Source organism: Sporosarcina koreensis, from assembly GCF_001531445.1.
Lineage (GTDB): Bacteria > Bacillota > Bacilli > Bacillales_A > Planococcaceae > Sporosarcina > Sporosarcina koreensis_C.
Map to the genome: position 1 here is coordinate 1 of NZ_LQYA01000245.1, position 21682 is coordinate 21682.

Annotated in this window: 24 protein-coding genes, 2 pseudogenes and 1 riboswitch; of the genes and pseudogenes, 3 read left to right on the forward strand and 23 right to left on the reverse strand. The window is 42.6% G+C overall.

Annotation, left to right across the window (positions count from 1 at the left end):
• Nucleotides 1-191 precede the first annotated feature (191 nt).
• The 4 genes from efp to AWV70_RS20100 form a co-directional block, all read right to left on the reverse strand.
• Nucleotides 192-749 carry an elongation factor P gene (efp, locus tag AWV70_RS20085; protein ID WP_060210276.1) on the reverse strand — a complete coding sequence of 186 codons (558 nt, stop codon included), beginning with the start codon at nt 747-749 and terminating at the stop codon, nt 192-194.
• Nucleotides 750-771: 22 nt separating this feature from the next.
• Nucleotides 772-1830: a M24 family metallopeptidase gene (locus AWV70_RS20090; protein WP_060210277.1), complete on the reverse strand. Its 1059-nt coding sequence runs from the start codon at nt 1828-1830 to the stop codon at nt 772-774.
• Nucleotides 1827-2273, reverse strand: a complete 447-nt coding sequence (gene aroQ, locus AWV70_RS20095) for a type II 3-dehydroquinate dehydratase (RefSeq protein ID WP_060210278.1) — start codon at nt 2271-2273, stop codon at nt 1827-1829. The genes AWV70_RS20090 and aroQ overlap by 4 nt, the downstream gene beginning before the upstream one ends.
• Nucleotides 2274-2348: 75 nt before the next feature.
• A complete protein-coding gene (locus tag AWV70_RS20100) occupies nt 2349-2765 on the reverse strand; it encodes a hypothetical protein (RefSeq protein WP_060210279.1) in 417 nt (138 codons plus the stop codon).
• Nucleotides 2766-2940: 175 nt separating this feature from the next.
• Between AWV70_RS20100 and AWV70_RS20105 the strand changes: the two genes are divergently transcribed.
• Nucleotides 2941-3924 carry a DUF1385 domain-containing protein gene (locus AWV70_RS20105; protein WP_060210280.1) on the forward strand — a complete coding sequence of 328 codons (984 nt, stop codon included), beginning with the start codon at nt 2941-2943 and terminating at the stop codon, nt 3922-3924.
• A 238-nt stretch (nt 3925-4162) separates the two neighbouring features.
• Here the strand turns inward: AWV70_RS20105 and AWV70_RS20110 are convergent, their stop codons facing one another.
• The 6 genes and pseudogenes from AWV70_RS20110 to AWV70_RS20135 form a co-directional block, all read right to left on the reverse strand.
• Entirely contained in the window at nt 4163-4795 is a 633-nt protein-coding gene (locus tag AWV70_RS20110; RefSeq protein ID WP_306464408.1) for an aminoglycoside phosphotransferase family protein, read from the reverse strand.
• 345 nt (nt 4796-5140) lie between these two features.
• On the reverse strand, nt 5141-5668 hold the full coding sequence (locus AWV70_RS20115; protein ID WP_060210281.1) for a dihydrofolate reductase family protein: 528 nt from the start codon (nt 5666-5668) through the stop codon (nt 5141-5143).
• Between the two features lie 264 nt (nt 5669-5932).
• Nucleotides 5933-6262: an HIT domain-containing protein gene (locus AWV70_RS20120; RefSeq protein WP_060210282.1), complete on the reverse strand. Its 330-nt coding sequence runs from the start codon at nt 6260-6262 to the stop codon at nt 5933-5935.
• A gap of 192 nt (nt 6263-6454) precedes the next feature.
• Nucleotides 6455-7573: pseudogene (locus tag AWV70_RS20125) on the reverse strand (ribonucleotide-diphosphate reductase subunit alpha); the annotation flags it as partial.
• Nucleotides 7574-7827: 254 nt separating this feature from the next.
• Nucleotides 7828-9270, reverse strand: a pseudogene (locus AWV70_RS20130) (vitamin B12-dependent ribonucleotide reductase); the annotation flags it as partial.
• A gap of 169 nt (nt 9271-9439) precedes the next feature.
• Nucleotides 9440-10309 (reverse strand): lipoate--protein ligase family protein, encoded by an 870-nt coding sequence (locus AWV70_RS20135; RefSeq protein ID WP_060210414.1) that lies wholly within the window; start codon nt 10307-10309, stop codon nt 9440-9442.
• Between the two features lie 133 nt (nt 10310-10442).
• On the opposite strand from AWV70_RS20135, the gene AWV70_RS20140 reads away from it, so the two are divergent.
• Together AWV70_RS20140 and AWV70_RS20145 are read left to right on the forward strand one after the other, a co-directional pair.
• Nucleotides 10443-10760 carry a rhodanese-like domain-containing protein gene (locus AWV70_RS20140; RefSeq protein WP_414714855.1) on the forward strand — a complete coding sequence of 106 codons (318 nt, stop codon included), beginning with the start codon at nt 10443-10445 and terminating at the stop codon, nt 10758-10760.
• A 67-nt stretch (nt 10761-10827) separates the two neighbouring features.
• Nucleotides 10828-12096, forward strand: coding sequence for an AAA family ATPase (locus AWV70_RS20145; RefSeq protein WP_060210284.1), 1269 nt, complete (start codon nt 10828-10830; stop codon nt 12094-12096).
• Nucleotides 12097-12151: 55 nt separating this feature from the next.
• On the opposite strand, the gene gcvPB is transcribed toward AWV70_RS20145, so the two are convergent.
• The 13 genes from gcvPB to AWV70_RS20215 all read right to left on the reverse strand — a co-directional run.
• Nucleotides 12152-13630: an aminomethyl-transferring glycine dehydrogenase subunit GcvPB gene (gene gcvPB, locus AWV70_RS20150; protein ID WP_060210285.1), complete on the reverse strand. Its 1479-nt coding sequence runs from the start codon at nt 13628-13630 to the stop codon at nt 12152-12154.
• The gene (gcvPA, locus tag AWV70_RS20155; RefSeq protein ID WP_060210286.1) at nt 13623-14969 is read right to left on the reverse strand and encodes an aminomethyl-transferring glycine dehydrogenase subunit GcvPA; all 1347 of its coding nucleotides are present in this window, start codon (nt 14967-14969) and stop codon (nt 13623-13625) included. The genes gcvPB and gcvPA overlap by 8 nt, the downstream gene beginning before the upstream one ends.
• Nucleotides 14970-14993: 24 nt before the next feature.
• On the reverse strand, nt 14994-16097 hold the full coding sequence (gcvT, locus tag AWV70_RS20160; RefSeq protein WP_060210287.1) for a glycine cleavage system aminomethyltransferase GcvT: 1104 nt from the start codon (nt 16095-16097) through the stop codon (nt 14994-14996).
• A 134-nt stretch (nt 16098-16231) separates the two neighbouring features.
• A riboswitch (glycine riboswitch) is annotated at nt 16232-16324 on the reverse strand.
• A gap of 187 nt (nt 16325-16511) precedes the next feature.
• Entirely contained in the window at nt 16512-17024 is a 513-nt protein-coding gene (locus tag AWV70_RS20165) for a shikimate kinase (RefSeq protein WP_060210288.1), read from the reverse strand.
• Nucleotides 17025-17187: 163 nt separating this feature from the next.
• Nucleotides 17188-17637 carry a competence type IV pilus minor pilin ComGF gene (gene comGF / locus AWV70_RS20175; protein ID WP_082713738.1) on the reverse strand — a complete coding sequence of 150 codons (450 nt, stop codon included), beginning with the start codon at nt 17635-17637 and terminating at the stop codon, nt 17188-17190.
• Nucleotides 17622-17924, reverse strand: a complete 303-nt coding sequence (locus tag AWV70_RS20180) for a hypothetical protein (protein WP_060210291.1) — start codon at nt 17922-17924, stop codon at nt 17622-17624. The genes comGF and AWV70_RS20180 overlap by 16 nt, the downstream gene beginning before the upstream one ends.
• Complete coding sequence (comGD, locus tag AWV70_RS20185) at nt 17917-18345, reverse strand: competence type IV pilus minor pilin ComGD (RefSeq protein WP_060210292.1); 429 nt, start codon at nt 18343-18345, stop codon at nt 17917-17919. Before comGD ends, AWV70_RS20180 begins: the two co-directional genes overlap by 8 nt.
• Nucleotides 18332-18610 carry a competence type IV pilus major pilin ComGC gene (comGC, locus tag AWV70_RS20190; protein ID WP_060210293.1) on the reverse strand — a complete coding sequence of 93 codons (279 nt, stop codon included), beginning with the start codon at nt 18608-18610 and terminating at the stop codon, nt 18332-18334. The genes comGD and comGC overlap by 14 nt, the downstream gene beginning before the upstream one ends.
• 336 nt (nt 18611-18946) lie before the next feature.
• Nucleotides 18947-19180, reverse strand: coding sequence for a DUF3006 domain-containing protein (locus AWV70_RS20195; protein WP_060210294.1), 234 nt, complete (start codon nt 19178-19180; stop codon nt 18947-18949).
• Nucleotides 19177-20217: an MBL fold metallo-hydrolase gene (locus AWV70_RS25210; RefSeq protein WP_060210295.1), complete on the reverse strand. Its 1041-nt coding sequence runs from the start codon at nt 20215-20217 to the stop codon at nt 19177-19179. Before AWV70_RS25210 ends, AWV70_RS20195 begins: the two co-directional genes overlap by 4 nt.
• Before the next feature lie 88 nt (nt 20218-20305).
• Nucleotides 20306-20650, reverse strand: a complete 345-nt coding sequence (locus AWV70_RS20205) for a YolD-like family protein (RefSeq protein WP_060210296.1) — start codon at nt 20648-20650, stop codon at nt 20306-20308.
• Entirely contained in the window at nt 20650-20871 is a 222-nt protein-coding gene (locus tag AWV70_RS20210) for a hypothetical protein (RefSeq protein WP_060210297.1), read from the reverse strand. The genes AWV70_RS20205 and AWV70_RS20210 overlap by 1 nt, the downstream gene beginning before the upstream one ends.
• 88 nt (nt 20872-20959) lie before the next feature.
• A partial coding sequence (locus tag AWV70_RS20215) for a hypothetical protein (RefSeq protein ID WP_201024421.1) occupies nt 20960-21682 on the reverse strand: 723 nt, incomplete at its 5' end.

The window sequence follows — 21682 nt, forward strand, 5'->3', positions numbered from 1 at the left end:
ATACGTACACACCTAGTGAAAAAAATTCAAATTCACAAGGTTTATTTAGTATACGCAAAAAGACTAATATCATTAGATTTCCATCCGCCCCAGACTATATAATTTATATTCACAAATAAAGTGTATAAAACTACTTGACTGAACGTAAGAAACACCCCGTCTCCCTTAAGGAGTCGGAGTGCCGATCGGCATTATGCTCTTGAAACGTATTCGCCTTCTTCAGTGTTGATGATCAATTTATCTCCGACGTTAACGAAGAATGGAACTTGGACCACGAGACCTGTTTCCAATGTTGCAGGCTTCGAACCACCGCTTGCAGTGTCGCCTTTGATGCCTGGTTCCGTTTCCGTCACTTCTAGAGTGACCGTCACTGGAAGCTCAACACCGAGGATTTCGTCTTTGAATGAGATGATATGGATTTCCATGTTCTCTCTCAAGTAGTTCAATTCCTCTTCAATCTGTGCTGATGGCAATTCGATCTGCTCGTAAGATTCGTTGTCCATGAAGACATGGTCATCACCGTTTGCATACAAGTATTGCATGCGACGGTTATCGATTTGCGCTTTTTCAACCTTCTCACCTGCACGGAATGTCTTTTCATTCACATTCCCTGTACGCAGATTACGCAGTTTTGAACGGACGAATGCTGCACCTTTTCCCGGCTTTACGTGTTGGAAATCGATGATGCGCCAAATGTCCCCTTCAAATTCGATAGTTAGACCTGTTTTAAATTCGTTTACTGAAATCATGCTTTTTCCTCCATTTTGTTCGTTATAGGATGATTAATTCTTTAGGTGAATGCGTCAAACGGACATTGCCGTCTTCCGTGATCAGTATATCATCCTCTATACGTACACCGCCGATTCCAGGTAAGTAAATGCCCGGTTCGACAGTGACTGTCATGTTCGGCACAAGAACCGTTTCCGAACGGAATGATAATGCCGGACCTTCATGCACTTCCAAGCCGATGCCGTGTCCCGTTGAGTGTCCGAAGGCATCCCCATATCCTTTGGATTTGATGTAATCGCGGGCAATTGCATCCGCTTCTATTCCCGTCATACCCGGTTTGATCTTTTCTAAAGCGAGTACTTGCGCCGCAAGAGTCACTTCATAGATCTCCTTCAGCTGTTCGGAAGGTTCGCCTACCGCGACAGTCCGGGTGATGTCTGAAATATATCCATTATAAAGCGCCCCAAAATCCAATGTGACAAGTTCGCCGGATTGGATCACTTTATCTGAAGCGACGCCATGCGGTAATGCACCACGCTCCCCTGAAGCTACAATCGTATCGAATGAAGAGGAAGTTGCACCTTGTTTTCTCATGAACATTTCAAGTTCGTTTGACACTTCCAGCTCAGTGACTCCCGGTTTAATGAAAGTGCAAATATGCGCAAATGCATCATCCGCAATTTTCGCCGCTTGTTGAAGAATCTCGATTTCATCAGCTGTTTTCACCATACGAAGCTTTTCGACAATGCCGGATACTGCCTTCAGTTCGGCATCCACTTTGTCATTATATAATTCGTACGTGCCAAAAGAAACATTATCTTTTTCAAAGCCTAATTTTTTGATTTTCATTTCCTTCACTTGATTGGCGACTTCTTCAATGATTGTTTTTTCATGTTTGACGATACGGAATCCTTGTACTTGCTTGGCCGCTTGTTCCGTGTACCTGAAATCGGTGATGAAAACCGCATCTTCAGCTGAAACAACTGCAACACCCGCACTTCCTGTAAACCCTGTCATATAACGTCTGTTATATGGATTCGTCACCAATAGCGCATCTAAACCGTTTTCTTTCAATGCTTCCCGCAATTTTGCCAATTTCATAGCTTTACCCCTTTTCTTCGGAGAAGGAAAGCCCGGAGAGCAAGCTCATAGCCGTTTGTACCAAAGCCGGACAATTGCCCGATGCACACCGGTGCGAGCATTGAAGTTTGTCTGAATGGTTCCCGACTATGTATATTCGAAATATGGACTTCGATGACCGGGACATCGACGGAAGCGATTGCATCTCGCAATGCAACACTCGTATGTGTATAAGCTCCAGGATTGAAAATTATTCCGTCGCATCCTGAATCTTCGGCTTCGTGGATTTTATCGATTAATGCACCCTCCACATTCGATTGATAAAAAGAAATGTCAATGAGCTCTTCTGTAGCAATCGTTTGTAGATTATTTTCAACATCCGATAACGTTTCTGCGCCATAGATCCCAGGTTCCCTTTTGCCTAGCCGATTCAAATTCGGTCCATTCAAAACAAGCAGTCTCACAGCTACACCATTCCCCTCACCATTTTCTTCCCCATTTTATCATATCGTTCCAGTGGCGCAACCTATTTATAGTTGTCAATCAAAAGTTTTCTTCATATAAACCGCAGTACCCGTAATGAACCGAGTAACGATTGCGATAATTGAAAAGAAGGGAATTGACAATTTCTTTACCCCTTCTGTAACTGTCTGCGGAGAATAGATGATCCATTCGATAGCAACAGCAGCAATAATACTCACTGCGATAGCTGTAACTGCCGGGGGGATATTAGAAGCGGCTCTTGACAGTCCATAGAATAGACCAAAAACAATGAAGAGGATGATGAATAGGATTGCCCACTTCCACCCTTCATTCGAAGACCCGAATAATAGCCATTTTTTGCCCCAACCGACCGGTGACCATTTGATGAAATTGAAAAAATGCAGGAATTTCAATGCTCCTATAGTAAATAATGCTGCCATGATTGTCGTCCATACCATTGTTTTGTTAAACATCTCGACTCCTCCTTATGAAGAGTGTCGGGAAATCGGTTCTTTTTTAAACCTTAATGGTGGAGTCGACAACCGTTTTTTTGTACAATAGTAAGATAAGTTATTTGTTATATTGTTATTGCGTACATCCTATTTCACATTTTGCTTTTCATTTGATAAGAGAAGGTGTTGGTAACCCATGACTAAAAAACAGCAACCGCCAGCGTACGGTGGGCAGGCGCTCATCGAAGGCGTTATGTTCGGCAGCAGAAACCATACAGTAACAGCTATCCGGCGCAAAGATGATTCCCTCGATTATTTCTATGTCCCTAAGGAGCAGAAGCCGATCTCCACGAAATTAAAAAAGATTCCTTTTGTGCGTGGAATTGTTGCTTTAATCGAATCAGCAGGCATCGGATCCAGACATTTGACGTTTGCGAACGAGCGTTATGACGTCATGCCTGGCGAGGAAGTCCAAGAGAATGGCGAGGAGACATCTAAACTTGCCATGGTCATCGGGGTCGCGGCGGTCGGCGTCCTTTCATTTTTATTTGGCAAGTTCGCGTTTACGCTTGTGCCAGTCTTTTTAGCGCAAATGCTAGATTTCATAGCACCTGGAAAGACTGCTCAAATTTTGCTGGAGAGCTTTTTCAAGCTCACATTATTACTGTTGTACATTTCCCTTATCTCCATGACACCGATCATTAAGCGTGTTTTCAAATACCATGGTGCGGAGCATAAAGTGATCAATGCTTATGAGAATGGCCTTCCGCTAACCGTTGAGAATGTCCAAGCGCAGTCCAGGCTCCATTACAGGTGCGGAAGCAGTTTCTTGCTGTTTACGGTGATTGTCGGGATGTTCATCTACTTCTTAGTTCCGACTGATCCTTTTTGGCTTAGAATTGTCAACCGGATTCTATTGATTCCAGTCGTGATCGGCGTATCTTTCGAAGTGTTGCAGTTTACGAACAGCTTGCGGAACATTCCTGTATTGAAGTATTTAGGTTATCCAGGCTTATGGCTTCAGTTGTTGACGACGAAGGAACCTGAGGATAAGCAGGTAGAAGTGGCGATTGCCTCTTTCAATAAGTTGCTTGAAATTGAAGAGCAAGGAATTGAGAATGTCGATATTTTGAAGGCAACAGATCAGAAAATGAAAGAATCGACTGTTCCCGCGAATTAATAAAAGGAAGTGCCCCGATTAGCTGGGGCACTTCCTTTTTTATTGGAATTGTGTATAACCCGTTGATTTGCGCTCCAAACGGCATGCTTTCCGGAGGGCGGGCGGTGAACCAACCCGTTCGCTTCGCTTCCGTCGGTTGTTTCACCTGTCCCGCTGACCCTCCCGGAGTCGGCCGTCTTCCGCTCCACTCAACTAAGAGCCTACTAATATTTTGGATTCAATTGTGCCCGATTGTGGTTTATAGTAACACTTTTTTAAGGATTGATAGATTTTTCTCCAGAAATGATGCGTTCTTTTCAATTCCACGGCGTTTACACCAGCCAATACTATTAAAAGCATCTGTAAATTGATAAAAAGGCAACACAACCTCCAAATCAATTAATGGTCTTAAGGTGTTATAGCCTTCTTGATAGGACTGATACAAGCTAAAATTGAAGCTTAAAAAATCACGATACAGTTTGGTGAAATCGATTTCTGTTGAGCCAAATCGTACACTTTCAAAATCGATCATGCCTGACACCTTATCTTCATCAACAATTATATTTGCTGGACGAAAATCCATATGTATAAAGCTCGGGCCATCTGAAGAAGGGAGTTGTAGTTTCATATTTTCGAACTTTTCAATGGCCTGTCTGTATGAACTTACATCCAAAACTCCCTTTACATCCTCAGCAAAACTATAAAATTGGCGTTCTACAAAATTAGACCAGTCCGGAAATTCATCTTGTATGCCAGATAACTGTATCGTAGTAGGCGGCTGAATTTGATGCATAGAGGCATGAAGGACCCCAACCTGAAACGCAACTGTGGGTAAAGCCTTATTTGTTATCGGTTGTCCTTTAATTCGGATAATAAGAACGCACCGGGACACTCCTCGTCACCAGACCAATAATCCAACATTTTAGGAATAGAAACTCTATCTTTTAAGATTTCATAGGCTTCCAACTCTCGCTGACACTTCAATTTTGTGTAAGGTATTTTCAAAAAAAATTTTCCCCATTAAGCAATTTGCATTTATAAACTGTTGAACTATGGGAATCTTCAACTTCATTAATTGATAACACATTCAATTTGAATTGTTGAATGACTCGATTTAACATCCAACCCCTCCTTTTTCTTTCAAGAGTTATAATGCGCAGTGCATATTCAACACTGTGCTCATTTCTTGAATAAAAATCCTTATACCCCAATATCTCAGACCTGCTTCGAATGGTCTTTACCGTATATAATGTAATTCTACAAACTGATTAAATTTTCTTACCCCCTTTAATGAAAGGTCTAATTGAAAATCGCCCTCCCTGAACAATGGTATTCCTTTACCAATAATAGTTGGAGCAACCGTTATGATAAATTCATCAACTAATTTTTCTTGAAGAAAAGAGTATAGTAACTCTCCTCCACCAACGATCCAAATGTTCTTCCCTTCCTTGTCTTTCAATTTATGGACAAAATCGGTTACATCGTCATTAACAAACCTAACATTTTCGGTATCTTCAACAACCGACCTTGTAAATACATAGCACTCCTTGTTTTTATATGGGAACTCCTTAATATCTTGTTTCATTACCCAATCATAAGTTCTTTTACCCATTATAACTGTATCAACTGTTTCATAAAACTCTGCAAAACCGTTATCTCCTTCACCTTCAACTTTGAATAACCATTCTAGAGATTCTTCTTTTGTAGCAATATAGCCATCCAAACTTGAAGCAATAAACAATACTAGGTTACGTTTTGGGGTCATGATTTACCCTCCTACATTTATTCCATTAAATGGACCTATTCTAGAAGATGTTGTTTCACTCATTTATCTTAAACTTAATTTCACTAAACCATTTGAAATCAAACTAACAGCGTCCTTTAAATCATTCGCTATGTAATCTGGTTCAACAGTTTTCCCTTTCTCACTGTGTGTGGTTAGCTAACCATCTCTTGGCTCCAACTAAATCAGCAGCCACCATTTCTGAAGCCCCTGTATCGCCTACGATATAGCCTGATTGCTTTGCAGCTATCGCAGTGGTTTCCCAAAGACGATATGCCAATGTAGATGTTTGGAATCCTGATAATCTCCCAAGTTCGTTATAACTCTGCAAGCTCCATTTTCTTCTGTAACAGTCGTTGCAACCTTTTTAATTACCCCGAGTAACTCGAGTAATAATCCCTTGTCACTTTCTTCTAACGTGATTAGAGAAGAGATGTGTTTCTTTGGAATTGCAACAATATGAACTGGATAAAAAGGTTTTGTATGGTGATAAGCTAGTACATTTTCTGTCTCTAATACTTTATTTACTTGGGTTTTACCACTTAATACTTCATCACAATAAAAATCTTCAGTCATAATATCCCCCTATTTAACTTTATTTTCATTCCTATTTGCGGAACAGCAATGAATTCACTATCTTATTTATTATATCAAACTTTTCAATTGTTCGGAAAAATTATAAGCAGATAGAAAAAACAGGCAAGGAATAACATTTGTTTTTCCTTACCTGTTTTATTTTGCAGACTTACTAGACAGTCCGCTTTTTTATTATAATCCACATTTCAACTGCGCATTACAGTTTGTGCATGTGTTGCAGCCGCCCATTTCCTCGACGGTTCCTTGTCTACAGACAGGGCATGTATCGCCGACTTCTGAACCGATCGTGACGTTGGTTGAACGCAAGTCTTGAATCGTATTTACGAGTACTACTTTTCGTTGTTCGATAGTCTCTTCTACATAATCAGAGTCCATCTCGTTCTCTTCGGCTTTCAGCGTGAGCACTTGCGAGTCACGGCTGCCGTCCACATACACTGTGCCGCCTTTCGCTCCACCTTTATAAAGACGTTCATAGACGCTTTCTACCTGTTCGACTGTATAGCCGCGTGGTGCGTTGACCGTCTTCGAAATTGAGCTGTCAATCCAGCGCTGGATGATGCATTGTACATCCGCATGTGCTTCCGGTGCAAGGCTCATTGATGAAATGAACCATTCAGGAAGGTTTTCCGGATCCGCTTCAGGGTGACGTTTTAAGTATTCTTCTACGATGCCCGCTTTGACCTCGATGAATTTCCCAAGACGTCCACTACGGTAATAAGTAAAGGAAAAATATGGTTCTAATCCGGTAGAAACTCCAACCATGGTTCCCGTGGATCCAGTTGGCGCCACTGTTAATAAATGAGAGTTTCTAATACCGTGTTCCAAAATTGACTCACGGATATCTTCCGGCATTTTTTTCATGAATCCTGTATTGATGTATGCTTCGCGAAGTGCTTTCGTTTCCTCATCCGTCTTGCCGATAAGGAACGGGAAGCTCCCCTTCTCTTTCGCAAGCTCGATCGATTCTCGGTAAGCAGTTGTCGCAATCGCTTCGAACACTTTGTCGACAAGCTCGTTGCCTTCTTCTGAGCCATATTCTTTTTCACAATAAATTAGTAGATCGGCAAGCCCCATAACACCAAGTCCTACACGACGTTCGCCGAGGGCTTGTACTTTATTTTCCTCAAGGAAATAAGGTGTCGCATCGATGACGTTGTCCTGCATACGGACACCTACACGGACTGTTTCCTTTAACTTCTCGTAGTTCACTGTTTTTGATTCTTTATCTGCAAACTCAGCAAGGTTAACGGCAGCAAGGTTACAAACCGAATATGGCGCTAATGGTTGTTCCAATTTTGTTATCCTGAAGGCTTTTTATCCTTCAGTTCTTACAGTTCAACTTCCTGTAAGTTCAGCATACATTTTGACTGTTTTATAAAAACAGCCTTGCGGTCTCGTGCCTGGATTATAGTCTGTTTTATTATTAAACAGGATCACCAGGTATGCGTTGCCCCTGACTGAAGCTTTACCTTCAGCCTTCGGTTCGGATTGGCATTCTCAGCTTCCCCGCTTCATCCCGCAATTTTTAACGTGAGGCGAAGTCCACCACACGGGTTTGTTGCTACGACTTGCTGGCCGTATGCTTTAGCGTTCGTTTCGTTGTTTGCATTATCGATAAAGAAAATGCCTGGTTCTGCAGAGTACGTTGCACAAATATTAATAAGATCCCAAAGTGCACGCGCTTTGATTGTCCGGTAAACACGAACTTCATATCCAAGACGCTCCCATTCACGCACATCTCCGACTTTATGCCACTCCTCATTATAAGCAGCCATTTCTTCAGGGGAGTATTTTTCTACTGCTGGGAAACGAAGCTCGTAGTCAGCGTCCTGTTCGACAGCTTCCATGAAGTCGTCTGTCAATGTGACAGAGATATTCGCGCCCGTCAGGAACTCAGGATTGTGTACTGAATACGTTCCTCCGTCACGTAGTTTCGTCTCTGCATCTTTCAAGATAGCTTCGTTGAAACCGCCCATTCCAGGGATTGTGCGATAGTTGAGGATCCCTTGGTACATCGCTTCCTCTTGCGTAGTGAGCGGTTTGAATTTCAGTTTTTCATTTGCTAGCTTCTTGATCATTTCATCTTCTGTATGCTCTAGAAGATAACGGAGAATCCGCGGATTCTGCATTTTGGAAATGATGAACTCGCAAATGTCAGGGTGCCAGTCCGCCAGCATGATCATCTGTGCGCCACGTCTAGACCCGCCTTGTTCGACAAGATGTGTCAATTTCGCTATGTCATCCAGCCAAGATACTGATCCAGACGATTTACCATTGACGCCGCGTGCTAATGTGTTGCGTGGTCGTAATGTGGAACCATTCGTTCCAACACCGCCGCCACGGCTCATAATTTCCATCACCTGTTTACGGTGATCGGAAATCCCTTCACGGGAATCCGCCACGAACGGCATGACGTAACAGTTGAAAAACGTCACTTCTGTATCCGATCCAGCCCCGTATAATACACGGCCCGCTGGAATGAAGTTCATTTTGGACAGTTGTCCATAAAACTGGTCAAACGATGCCTTGCGTTGCTCTTCCGTTTTCTCGACCGATGCGAGCCCTGTAGCATTCCGTTTTGCAATTTGCTCATAGAAAACCTCAAGCGGCTTTTCAATCACATCGATCGGTCTTGTAATAATGCCTGTTTCCTGGTTTTCAGGATTATCGATTGCACTGCGATATTCCTTTTCAATCCAAATATCCGCTTTTCGGTTCTTCTCATCAAGTGCTGTGATGAACCCTAATCCCCTTGCCGGGAACTTCGGATCTTCCTTTACCGTCAAGACGACAAAATCACCGACTTTCAGGGTTTTCTTTTCGGTATCTTTGAAAGAATAACGATCAATCATAACGAGACGGGATACCCCGCTATGCTCGATTTTCATGTCTTCTGTAATTGGATGCACTTGCGGGAATTCGGCAATATCCGAATTTATCCGCGCCTTGTCCAGAATTGGCTCCTGATGCTTTGAAACAATTACCATTAACGCATCCTCCTTCTGGTATATTTTTTATCAACACAACATGTTGTGTTAAATCTCTTCCCTAATCTACTACATATTGAAACCTGCCGCAATGATAAGATTTCGAACAAAAAAAACCGAAGTTGATATTATGCGGTTCACTGTAAAAAATAGTTCGAAAGAGCCAGCCTCATTTTTTAAACGTCCAGTCTTTGTTCGCATATTTCCGCTGTTCAATTTCTTCGACATAAAGCAACTGTTCTTTCGTCAATTCCATTGGTTGGAGGACGATATCCAGAGCTGTTTCGAACCCTTTCGCGAAAGCTTCGACACATTCCCCCACGGAAACATCCCGATCGGTCAGTCGATCGATGGCAACCGCTTTTTCCGGCAGGCTTTCGCGCATCCTCTTCCGACTTTCCTCGGACTCAAACTTGAACAAGGATACAAGCTTTTCCTCATCCAACCCCAATAGGATTGCTCCGTGTTGTAAAATAATACCTTTCTGACGGGTTTGCGCGCTTCCCGCAACCTTCTTCCCTTCCACGACGAGTTCGTACCAGCTTGGTGCGTCAAAACAAACAGCACTTTTCGGCTTTTTCAAGTTTTCGTTCTGCTCCTTCGACACGGGCACTGAAAATTCGGCATGCAGACCTAGATTGCGGAAACCTTCCAACAGACCGCCGGAAATGACCCGATACGCCTCTGTGACAGTTTCCGGCATCCCAGGATATTCTTCTGTAACGATAACGCTATATGTAAGTTCGTGTTCATGCAGGACGCCTCTTCCGCCAGTCGGGCGGCGTACAAAACCGAGTCCGTGCTTGTCGACTGCATCCATTTCGATTTCCTTTTCCACGCTTTGAAAATAGCCGATCGACAAAGTCGCGGGCTCCCATTCATAAAATCGAAGAACCGGGCCGATTTCTCCCCTGCTATGCCATTCCAATAGCGCCTCATCAAGCGCCATATTGTATGATGGAGAGCATTTTCCTGAATTAAGAAAACTCCAAACTGTCTTCGCCAAATCTCTTCCCCCCTTACCCACAATGCATATCATTTTATCATTCCCATTGAACAAGTGCTACTCATTCTTTATAATGGAACTATAGAAAGAAAGGGGAAAATCGGTTGTGGATTATATTATTCTTGGAGCGGTAGTACTCGCGATCATTTTGTATTTTGTCATTACGATGCTTCGCGTCAAAAAAGCGGTAACAAACTTAACACAAGAGCAATTTATCGAAGGTTATAGAAAAGCGCAGTTGATCGATGTGCGTGAACCGAAGGAATTTGAAGCAGGTCACATTTTAGGCGCCCGCAACATTCCGTATTCACAATTCCGTCAGCGCTTTAAAGAAATCCGTCCGGACAAGCCAGTCTATCTGTATGATCAAAACGGGGGCAAAAGCTCTCGGGCTGCTTTGTATCTGAAGAAACGGGACTACACTCAACTTTACCAGCTGCAAGGTGGATTCCGTACGTGGACAGGAAAAGTGAAAAGTAAATAATACTCTGCATAAGAAAGTTCTTCCATCGGAGGAGCTTTTTCTATATCACAATGAATAGGAGCCCTGTATGGATAACTCAACTTTATTACCAGTAGACGAATTATTTCACAATACAAATCCTAACTATGAAAATTATGCCTTCATAATCCGAAAGATCATGGATAGGTTAAACAAACGAAATAAACAGGATTGGAAAATCATCCAGGCCGAAGAACTTATTTCACACGCCGAATCCGTAATCGATGAGTTAATGAAGAAAGGAAAATTGCAATTCGAATCGCTGGGATATGTATATGGCACGCGGCCATCCGGGAAAGTGGAAAAGACTGAATCGGATCGAGCGTTTGAATTGCGCATTTCCGAAACGATCGAAAATCAACTGTTCTATTTTCCAGAATACGATATTGCCTTTACCCAAATTGTCTATTATGTCGATAGCGGTTCGACATGGCCGGAATATCATATATTCTCACCTTCATCTGAAAAAGCAATGCACTTCATAGAGACTGTTAACCGCTTGCAGCGGGAACAGATGAAACAAACCATCACTTATCTGGTCGACTCTGAGAGTGGTGTAATGAAAAAAAGTTTCGCACATGAACAGACGATTGATAGAGATGGTGTTTTTCTTGAAGATACGATAAAAAACGATATTTTTCGTTCTGTCGATGAGTTTTTCAAAAATGATGGAACCTTTTATAAGGAGTACGGCCTACCTTATAAGCGCGGCATCCTATTGCACGGCTCCCCTGGAAACGGAAAAACAACACTTGTCCGTTCGATCACAGGTTCTACAACAGCCCCAGTGATCTACTGGCAAATCACAGAACATACGGGCAGTTATTCCGTTGAAGAGGTTTTCAGTACAGTCGCAAGAATGGCTCCAGCAATTCTTGTCATCGAAGATATTGACTCTATGCCCGAACATACACGGAGCACATTTTTGAATACGTTAGACGGCGCAAGAGTCCGAGATGGCCTTTTCATCATCGGGACGACCAATTACCCCGAACGGATTGACCCAGCGCTGATTAATAGAGCTGGACGCTTCGACAGCACTTATGAGATCCCTTCTCCCAAGATGGAAGTGAGAAGAGCTTATTTACAACAACTTGATATTAAGAAGCTTTTCAATGATGACCAACTCGATGAAATGGCCATCAAAACAAAAGGTCTGTCCATATCTCAATTAAACGAATTGTACATGTCTGTTGCTATCGGATATCATTATGAAGGTAAGATTGTCTATGAGCGCAGAATCGAAGAGCTTCAGAAACAACATCGGCGGTCTTCAAAAGGTGAATGGGAACAAAATGGTTCCATCGGTTTTTCATAATCAGACTTAAAAAGGAGAGCCCTCTATCAAGGGACTCTCCTTTCTTTATTCCATCTTACGCATTTACAAGCTCTTCTTCTTTGATATATCGCAGTACCGGTTGACGGGCTGCTTTTGTCTCATCAAGACGGTTGATGACTGTCGTATGAGGCGCTTCCTGTACAATTTCAGGATTCTCTTCAGCTTCTTTCGCAATTTGGATCATTGTATCAATGAAAGAATCAAGCGTCTCCTTCGATTCCGTCTCTGTCGGCTCGATCATGATCGCCTCTTCAACATTCAGCGGGAAGTAGATCGTCGGCGGATGGAAGCCGAAGTCAAGCAGCCGTTTCGCCATATCCAATGTCCGGACGCCCAATTTCTTCTGGCGACGCCCTGACAATACGAACTCATGCTTACAGTGCTGCTTGTAAGGCAGGTCGAAATAAGGTTCCAGTCTGCGCATCATATAATTCGCATTCAATACCGCATTCTCTGTAACAGCTTTCAAGCCGTCCGGACCCATTGAGCGGATATATGTGTACGCGCGCAAGTAAATGCCGAAGTTTCCATAGAAAGGCTTCACGCGACCGATTGATTGAGGAACGTCGTATTTGAATGTATAACGGTCATCCTCTTTGACAAGGATCGGTTTTGGCAAGAACGGAGCCAATTCCTTCGTTACGCCGACAGGACCTGAACCCGGGCCACCCCCGCCATGAGGACCTGTAAATGTCTTATGCAAGTTCAAGTGAACCGCATCAAAGCCCATATCTCCAGGACGCGCCTTTGCCATGACAGCATTCAGGTTAGCACCATCATAATATAATTTTCCTCCTACGCCGTGAACAATTTCAGCCATTTGAAGAATATCTTCTTCAAATAGTCCCAGTGTATTTGGATTCGTCAACATAAGAGCAGCAGTATCCGGTCCGACTTTCGATTGTAGATCTTCGATATCGACAAGCCCGAATTCATTTGATTTAACAGTTACAGTATCAAAACCTGCAACGGTAGCAGAAGCAGGGTTTGTGCCATGTGCAGAGTCCGGTACAAGCACTTTCGTACGGTGGGATTCACCATTCGCTTCGTGAAATGCACGGATCATCATAAGAGCTGTCCATTCACCATGTGCACCTGCCGCTGGTTGAAGTGTCACTTCATCCATTCCGGTAATTTCTTCAAGGTGTTCCTGTAGGTCATACATCATTTCCATTGCACCTTGGACAGTCGATTCATCCTGCAGTGGATGAATGTTTGCAAATCCCGGGAATCTAGCCACTGCTTCATTGATTTTAGGATTATACTTCATCGTACATGATCCTAGTGGATAGAAACCGGTGTCGACCCCATGGTTACGATTGGATAATGCTGTATAATGGCGCATAATATCAAGCTCGGAAACTTCGGGAAGCTCAGGAGATTCTTCTCTGAGAAGACCTCCAGACAAATGGCTTGAAAGATCGATTTCAGGAACATCGAGTTCTGGCAAGCTATAGCCGATCCGGCCTGCTTTTGTTATTTCAAAAATGAGCGGTTGGTTATCTTTATGCATGGATAGCCTCCATTTCCTGCACAAGTGCATCGATTTCTTCTTTCGTACGCTGTTCTGTAACGGCAATTAATACATGGTTGGAAAGCTCAGGGTATGTCAACCCAAGATCATATCCGCCAATGAATCCTTTTTCAAGAAGCTTCGCATTCACTTCTTTAACCGGCTTCTTAAGTGCCACGACAATTTCATTGAAATGAACTCCGCCATATTTCACTTCGAATCCAGCTTTCTCAAGCATACTTTTCGCATATGCGGTTTTTGCTATATTTTGGTATGCAATTTCCTTTGTACCGGCTTTTCCTAAAGCGGTCATTGCAACCGAAGCTGCAAGGGCATTCAGGGCTTGGTTCGAACATATATTGGATGTCGCTTTGTCGCGTCGGATATGTTGCTCACGTGCTTGAAGCGTCAGTACGTATCCACGTCTGCCTTCTCCGTCAGTCGTCTCCCCTACCAATCTTCCCGGCATTTTCCTCATCAACTTTTTCGTAGTTGCAAAGTATCCGCAATGCGGTCCGCCGAATTGTTCGGAAATGCCGAACGGCTGCGCATCACCGACTGTGATATCTGCGCCTAATTTGCCCGGAGGCGTCAACACACCTAATGCTAGCGGATTCGCCGATACGACTAACAAGCCGCCTTTATCATGAGTGATGTCGCCGATTTTTTGGATGTCTTCCACTTGGCCAAAAAAGTTCGGATATTGGACGAGAACTGCTGCTGTATTATCATCGAGCAACTCCTCGAGTGAAGCCACATCCGTCACACCATCTTTTTGAGGGATTGTGAGGACATCAATAAATTGACCTGCCGCATAGGATACAACTACGTCTCGTGCTTCTGGATGGACCGTTTCGGACACAAGGATTTTCGTGCGGCGTGTATGCCCTGCCGCCATAGTCCCTGCCTCTGCCAGAGCGGTACCACCGTCGTACATCGATGAGTTGGAAATGTCCATGCCCGTCAATTCACAGATCATTGTCTGGAATTCGAAAATCGCTTGCAATTCACCTTGCGAAATTTCTGGTTGGTACGGTGTATAGGCTGTATAGAATTCGGAACGCGAAATGACATGGTCAACGATGATCGGCTTGTAATGATCATACACACCCGCACCTAGGAAAGATGCATATGTGCGCGCATCCGCATTTTTCGCTGCAAGTCGAGCAAGCTCCTTCGTTAATGAGGACTCCGATTTCGCTGGTTTAATATTCAGTTCACCTTTAAAACGGACTTTTTCCGGAATATCTTCAAACAGCTCATCAACCGTTGCAATACCGATTGCCGATAGCATTTCATCCCGATCCGTATCTGTCATAGGAATATAACGATGCTTCATATCAACATGTCTCCTCTTCATTCATTATCGTTTATAGAAAGGTGTCGCAATCAATACCGCTTTCAGACGTTTGCCGCGGATTTCGACTTCCACTTCCGTCCCTTCGGCTGTATGCTCAGTTGCCAGAAGTGCGAAACCGATGTTCTTTTTCAAAGTAGGCGATTGGGTTCCAGTAGTGACTTCCCCGATCTCCTCTTCGCCAATGAAAACTTTATAGCCGGTCCGCGGAATTCCTTTATCAATCATTTCAATGCCGACAAGCTTCCTCGGAACACCGTTCTCTTTTTGTGCAGCAAGCGCGTCTCTGCCGATGAAATCTGTTTCCTTATTCAATTTCACGACAAATCCCAGACCTGTTTCAAGCGGGGAAATATCTTTCGACAATTCCTGACCGTAAAGCGGCAATCCCGCTTCGAATCGAAGAGTATCACGAGCCCCTAAACCTGCTGGCACTATCCCTTCCTCTTCTCCAGCTTCCAATATTGCCGACCAAAGAGCGACGATGGATTCCGGCGATCCGTAAATCTCGAAGCCATCTTCGCCTGTATATCCCGTGCGAGATACAAGAACACTGTGTCCGGAAATATCCACATCTTCTTTGAAACGGAAGAACTTGATTTCATCCAATGGTTCAGAAGTCAATTTCTGCAATACTTGTTGCGCTTTCGGACCTTGTAAGGCGAGCAGGCCAAATTCATTGGAACGGTCATCAATGACCACTTCTCCCACTGCATGCTGCTTCATCCATTCGACGTCCTTTTCGATATTGGAAGCATTCACAACTAGTAGATAATCATTCTCTTTCCTTTTATAGATGAGAAGATCATCCACTGTACCACCATTCTCATAACACATTGCAGTGTATTGTGCTTGACCGTCCTTTAATTTCGAGACATCGTTTGTAACCAACCCTTGCAGGAAGGCAAGTGCATCTTTGCCTGACACAAATACTTCACCCATATGCGAAACGTCAAATAGGCCAGCTTTCGTCCGAACAGCTTCATGTTCAGCCTTAATGCTTGAAAACTGAACAGGCAATTCCCAACCACCAAAATCAATTGTCTTTCCGCCGTACTCTTGATAACTATCAAAAAGCGCGGTACGTTTCAAAGTTCCTGTCAAAGCCATATCCCCCTTGAAATAATTGATAAAAAAAGACAGAGGTCCCCTTGAAATAAGAGAACCTCTGTCCGTGTACCTGAAAGTTTGACCTTACGGCTTTCCTCTTTGGTGGCCGACAATGTCGGCACTCTCCAGAGACGCGTCATGAATGAGTCTTTTTGCCTGAGAGATTCATAACTTCCGTTACTTGCTCCTTCGGCGACGCCCAATGCGTGCTCTCCCCATCCAATCATCCGCCATATGCAGTTTAAAAATAATATGAGTAAAATTCGGACAAATAACTGCCCTTTCGCCTTACATCTTAACATTTCATTTTTAAAAGCGCAATCTTTTTTCAAGTATTATTCAATTCACGAACAATTATTTGTCTATCACATCAGATAGTTCGTTTTTTAATCATCGGATATTTCAGGACACCAATCAGTTGTTCCTCAATCTTAGAATCTGCGAAGCGATATACTGTGTAATTTCATTTAATGTCCTATTTGTCGTCTCGACTTTGAAATGGGCGCTTTGCAAATAAAGCTGCTTCCTATTGTGAAAGAGCTTTTCCAATTCATTTCTTGAGGATCGCTGAACAATCGGTCTATTGACGTCAGTCGAAATTCTGCGCCAAATATCACGAAACGTGGAATTCAAGTAAAAGACAAGACCTGTCCTTCTCATAATCTTCCTGTTCTCCTCCTTCATCGCAACGCCGCCGCCGGTCGCAATGATACAATATTCGTCGGGAAAGTTGCACAGGAACTCCGTTTCCATTTCCCGGAACCCTTCTTCACCATATGTTTCGAAAATTTGTGGAATCGTCATGCCTGTCTGGTTGGCAATTTCAGTGTCCATATCGTAAAAAGGCAAATTCAACAACGTCCCAAGCCGCTTGCCAATCGCGCTCTTTCCGCTTCCCATGAAACCGACCAAGTATACTCTTTTCATATTTTACCCGCCTTGCCTCATTAACTTTGTTGTTTCTTTCTCGTAATGGATTTCGATTGAATCGAATGTTCTGTATAGATTAGTATGCCACGAAACAATAGTAAAGAGAAAGAGGCTAACGAGAAATAATAAAATTAGCGATGCGGCTAAAATGGTTCCTTCCTCATTCCTGGCGAATCCCAATTGCAAAACTCCTTTCCCGCTTACTTCCGTCAAGCATTGTCACTTCCACGTTGAGCTCATACCCATCATGGGTAAAGATCACACTTGAAACATTTGTGAAAAGCGTGATATGACCTGCCGAATAGACCTGTTTGCGAATAACATAATTATGCTGGCCAATAGTAATTTCCCCTCTTTCATTGGTAAATGAAATGGCCCGATCGCCCATCAAAACGCTGAAATCTTCAACTTCAACCAACAATGCTTGTAGATCGATCGCAAACAGTTCCCATTCAGTTGCATAATAATCTTGTAACTGACGCTCAATCGGAAGTTTCCAATAGAAGAATAGGATGATAAAATGAAGGAAAATGCTCATGATAACTAATTGAAACAAAGCTTCCATAAGTGTGTATCCTGCTTCATTTCGGTATTTCAGTACGCTATGCATTTTACGAATTCCCGTTCAATATAGGTATAGGTTACACAGATGCCTTCACTTTCAACAGACCAGTTGTATAAAGTCTTCTCTATATGGTTCGTCCCCGCCATCATCCCGTATGCATTATGGAGAATTGCCCCGTGATAGGCAGATTCCGCAGCATGCATGCCGAGTTTCTTCATTTCCAGACGCGCTGACATATGTGAATAGAGAGGCAGCAGCGTTCCGAAAACGACCGTAATTATGACTAGGGATAAAATTGACTCCGGCCAAGAATACCCTCTTTCATTAGTCATAGACGAGCACCCTCCCGTGCTGGAATTGCAATGTCAATCGCTTGTCTCCTGTAGAGGTCCTCAATTTGATTGTTCCCGGATTAATGATATGGCCATTCGGATGAAATTCGACCGGACCGCCGCTTACCGAGTACATGCCTTCCGGAAAATCGATGGTGCTGTATGTCTCTGAACTAGGGGCAAACAAACTGTAAGACCTCCCGGAATTTCTAAATCTGATTGCTGTATAGGTTTCGTTAGCCATGGCATATGCCTGGGCATGATGTATCGTCGCAATGAATGTGTACAACGCTTCTTCCTCGCTCTGTTTCGTTATCCAGCGATCGCCGATTGGCAGAATGACCGCTGTCAATACTGCGATGACGCTTAACACCAAAAGCATTTCCAAGAAAGTAAACCCGTTTTCGTTAGTCGTCTTCATTATTGCTACGTGCGATCACGATTCCATCATCAATTGAAATCTCTGTGCCGTCCGGACATTTGGCATCTTCCGGCAAGTAATTGTCAGCTGTCAACTCTTCAATTGTTGGAATGGTATGATGCTCCATCTTATATGCTTCTACTTGCCCCTGAGCCATTTTAACAAATGCCTGGCACCCTTTTTCATCAATCGACTTTGAATGTTTTGTCACATTCGGTAAGGCGATCAAAACCAGTACAGAGATGATAAGCAATACGATCATCATTTAAAGCACCTTTTTCCGTCATTTTCAGGATATAAATTTAGTTATCAAAATGCGGTGTATTGCGTTTCGTCATCCCTTTTGTTTTCTGTAAGTTTCTGTCGTTGTCAATTTTCGTGATTTTATGCGTGGTTGAGTTTTAAAAAGACCACATTTCAATGATCGAAAATGTGATTCGTTTAAAAGCAACCACAATCGGATGAAAACCTTCTATATAATATTCCGTCTTTCTCGTTGTGTCTTAAAACGAAAAAACAGCCGCACTTCATTGAGTCTGCGGCTGTTTTCATATTGATTTTCTGAAGATATGTTAGAGGAGGCATGAGCCCCCTCTTCTTTTTATTTCTTGTTCTTGAGTTTTTCAAGCAGGCTGCTCACTTTCTTTTTCATATCTTGCGTTTCTTGTTCTAACACTTCGACGATCATATCATTTTCGATGACGACAATGTCACCTTCTGCAAGCTCGCCATTGTATTTATTAACGGGAATCAAAAGTTGCTTTTCTTCATTAGGATAATCCAATAATACATACATCTTATTTTCGATTCGATCGAGCGTATACTTATTTGTCATCGTTCACACGCCCACCCATCTTTATCACGGTCCATTTTAGGTTGATACGCTGGATGATCTTTGCTTACACCTTTTGGATAGACCTTACGCAACTCGGTACAGTTTTTAAAGTTCGTTTGCGTTACTGGTGCAGGTTTGGTCACTGGCTTTGGTGCAGGTTTAGCAGGTGGCGCTGGCTTGGCTACCGTTTTGCCGCAGCTATTGGACACTGAATGCTTTACTCCATCTGTCGTCACTGTGATGTCGCAATCAACAGCAGTTTTATAGGTTTTGGCTCCGACATTTTTCAAGCGCGCTTCAATGGCCGCATTTGGATGGCCGTATGAATTATTTTTGCCATATGACAATACAGCAACTTTAGGTTTTACATTGCTGATAAATGCAGCCGAGCTGCTCGTATTAGAACCGTGATGACCATTTTTAAGCACGGTTGCCGATACATCATACTTATCACGGATATAATCCTCGATTGCTGTGTCCGCATCACCCATTAATAGAAATGACACTTTGTTGTAAGTTGCTTTCAAGACAATTGATGCATCATTACTATCCTTCGCATTTTCATCCGTATAAAGCACACGAATAATCATGTTAGGATCTAATGCAATCTTGTCCAACTCTTCAGCGACGGAAAACTTGATGTTTTTCTTGTCGATCAAGGTAAGTAGTTCATAATACGTTTGGGACGTATGGACATAGCCTGAATCAACAAAACTGCTGACATTGAACGTGTTCAACACTTCGATTAATCCACCGATATGATCGGCATCTGGATGCGTCGCTACGACATAGTCCAGCTTTTTAACTCCTTTAGCCTTGAGAAAATCAACGACATGCTTCCCTGCAGACTTAGGTCCGCCGTCCACTAGCATGTTTTTTCCATTGGGTGACTGGATCAGAATTGCATCGCCCTGCCCTACGTCAATAAAATGCACCTTTAGTTCTTTTGCTGCTGCATCGGCTTTTGGTATAAAACCTACGATCAATATAAACGCCATCAATACCGAAAAAAGCCTTTTCAATTTCAATTGTTTCATTATATCCCCCTCCTATTGCCTACATTCGACACAGTATGCTAAAGTCCTTCTTATTTCACTATCAAAAAAAGACCACTCACAAGAGTGATCAGTCGATGCATCGAGCAGATATGATTTGTTCGATCGAGATTCGTTCATCGCCGAACGGATCAGCAAGCAGGATTGTCTTGTTATGTAGATCGATTTTTTCTATAGTGCCTTGGTGTTCAATAATACGTCCTTCGCGCCAAGTTTTGATTAAGGTTTCGCATTTTCGCTTATACGCTATTTCGATTTCTTCCTGGATGGCTACCAAATCCCATTCAGTCAGTTCTGGCCGATTCGTCAGACCATCCTCGACATACCAATCCCTTAGCATTTCGGTGTACTCAGGCAACATCATCGCCGTCCATTTGATACGGCCGCGGTCTTTTATATCGCCCAATACCCTCATTAAATAACCCTTCTTTCCTTAACAATCACAGGGACAATCGCCAAAACATTGCCGATAGTAAAAGTTCGTTTGGACTTCCGCAGATAGCAGTATGCCCTGAATGAAACTTCTCCGAGCTGTAGCACCTTTATACGCCGTTCGGTAATTGATCCATCGTTCGCTACATACACCATATCCAAGACATCGCCAAATCTTACCGACTTCTCCAATGTTCTACGCACACTTGTTCCCTCCTTTATTCTTATTATAGAGAATGAATGTTCGTATGTAAAGGTAAGAAAAAAGCACCTCATTAGAGATGCCTTAAAATCACGAGATCATAAATTCATCGATATCGTGAGCGTCACGTTCAATTACATTGCATAACTCGATTACCTTGTTATGTTCATCTAAGTCTAATTTATGAATTCGTTCTCTATTCATGTTAGCGAAATAATCAATTACTTCATAAAAACCATCTTTATCGTTGATTTCTGAAGAACGATATAACAGATGGACCTTTGCATCAGAATCGATATTATCAAACATAAATTTTGTTTTAGCGTACCATTCAGTATTTTTACTAGGACCAGTCAGTTTAGGAATAGTTTGCATATAATTCCAAACTCCATTTTTGTAACCAAAATCAACATTTATTTTAATTATGTTATCTAGATCCTTGAAGGGTTTAATCGTAAAATCTTGTACCACTTTCTTATCCAAAAGATTTTTTTCTTCAAAGACTTGCTGTAAATATTTCTTAATGCTCACATGTTTATTTGCTTGATCTAAGTATTTTACACCAATATACGTTTCAAAAATTTTGTTAAATAAAAGTTTGTAATTTGAAGTTATAGAAAAACTCGGCCTAGAGAGAAATAATTTTTGATTTTTAAACTTCTCAAACAATTTCTCCAGAAAGTCATCTTGGGCAGGTGAGCTTATTCTTACATCTCCCACCTCTCCAAGTAAATTATCCATACTGTGTGTCAAATAATATTCCAGCTTATCTTTATATGATTTATAAAGATTTAAATCCCTAGTTGAGTTTGT

What these genes read in the sequence shown, in the direction of transcription:
- efp (WP_060210276.1), bottom strand. Translation starts at nt 749, where the DNA reads ATGATTTCAGTAAACGAATTTAAAACAGGTCTAACTATCGAATTTGAA.
- AWV70_RS20090 (WP_060210277.1), bottom strand. Translation starts at nt 1,830, where the DNA reads ATGAAATTGGCAAAATTGCGGGAAGCATTGAAAGAAAACGGTTTAGAT.
- AWV70_RS20100 (WP_060210279.1), bottom strand. Translation starts at nt 2,765, where the DNA reads ATGTTTAACAAAACAATGGTATGGACGACAATCATGGCAGCATTATTT.
- AWV70_RS20105 (WP_060210280.1), top strand. Translation starts at nt 2,941, where the DNA reads ATGACTAAAAAACAGCAACCGCCAGCGTACGGTGGGCAGGCGCTCATC.
- AWV70_RS20115 (WP_060210281.1), bottom strand. Translation starts at nt 5,668, where the DNA reads ATGACCCCAAAACGTAACCTAGTATTGTTTATTGCTTCAAGTTTGGAT.
- AWV70_RS20120 (WP_060210282.1), bottom strand. Translation starts at nt 6,262, where the DNA reads ATGACTGAAGATTTTTATTGTGATGAAGTATTAAGTGGTAAAACCCAA.
- AWV70_RS20135 (WP_060210414.1), bottom strand. Translation starts at nt 10,309, where the DNA reads ATGATATGCATTGTGGGTAAGGGGGGAAGAGATTTGGCGAAGACAGTT.
- AWV70_RS20140 (WP_414714855.1), top strand. Translation starts at nt 10,443, where the DNA reads ATGCTTCGCGTCAAAAAAGCGGTAACAAACTTAACACAAGAGCAATTT.
- AWV70_RS20145 (WP_060210284.1), top strand. Translation starts at nt 10,828, where the DNA reads ATGGATAACTCAACTTTATTACCAGTAGACGAATTATTTCACAATACA.
- gcvPB (WP_060210285.1), bottom strand. Translation starts at nt 13,630, where the DNA reads ATGCATAAAGATAACCAACCGCTCATTTTTGAAATAACAAAAGCAGGC.
- gcvPA (WP_060210286.1), bottom strand. Translation starts at nt 14,969, where the DNA reads ATGAAGCATCGTTATATTCCTATGACAGATACGGATCGGGATGAAATG.
- gcvT (WP_060210287.1), bottom strand. Translation starts at nt 16,097, where the DNA reads ATGGCTTTGACAGGAACTTTGAAACGTACCGCGCTTTTTGATAGTTAT.
- AWV70_RS20165 (WP_060210288.1), bottom strand. Translation starts at nt 17,024, where the DNA reads ATGAAAAGAGTATACTTGGTCGGTTTCATGGGAAGCGGAAAGAGCGCG.
- comGF (WP_082713738.1), bottom strand. Translation starts at nt 17,637, where the DNA reads ATGCATAGCGTACTGAAATACCGAAATGAAGCAGGATACACACTTATG.
- AWV70_RS20180 (WP_060210291.1), bottom strand. Translation starts at nt 17,924, where the DNA reads ATGACTAATGAAAGAGGGTATTCTTGGCCGGAGTCAATTTTATCCCTA.
- comGD (WP_060210292.1), bottom strand. Translation starts at nt 18,345, where the DNA reads ATGAAGACGACTAACGAAAACGGGTTTACTTTCTTGGAAATGCTTTTG.
- comGC (WP_060210293.1), bottom strand. Translation starts at nt 18,610, where the DNA reads ATGATGATCGTATTGCTTATCATCTCTGTACTGGTTTTGATCGCCTTA.
- AWV70_RS20195 (WP_060210294.1), bottom strand. Translation starts at nt 19,180, where the DNA reads ATGACAAATAAGTATACGCTCGATCGAATCGAAAATAAGATGTATGTA.
- AWV70_RS25210 (WP_060210295.1), bottom strand. Translation starts at nt 20,217, where the DNA reads ATGAAACAATTGAAATTGAAAAGGCTTTTTTCGGTATTGATGGCGTTT.
- AWV70_RS20205 (WP_060210296.1), bottom strand. Translation starts at nt 20,650, where the DNA reads ATGAGGGTATTGGGCGATATAAAAGACCGCGGCCGTATCAAATGGACG.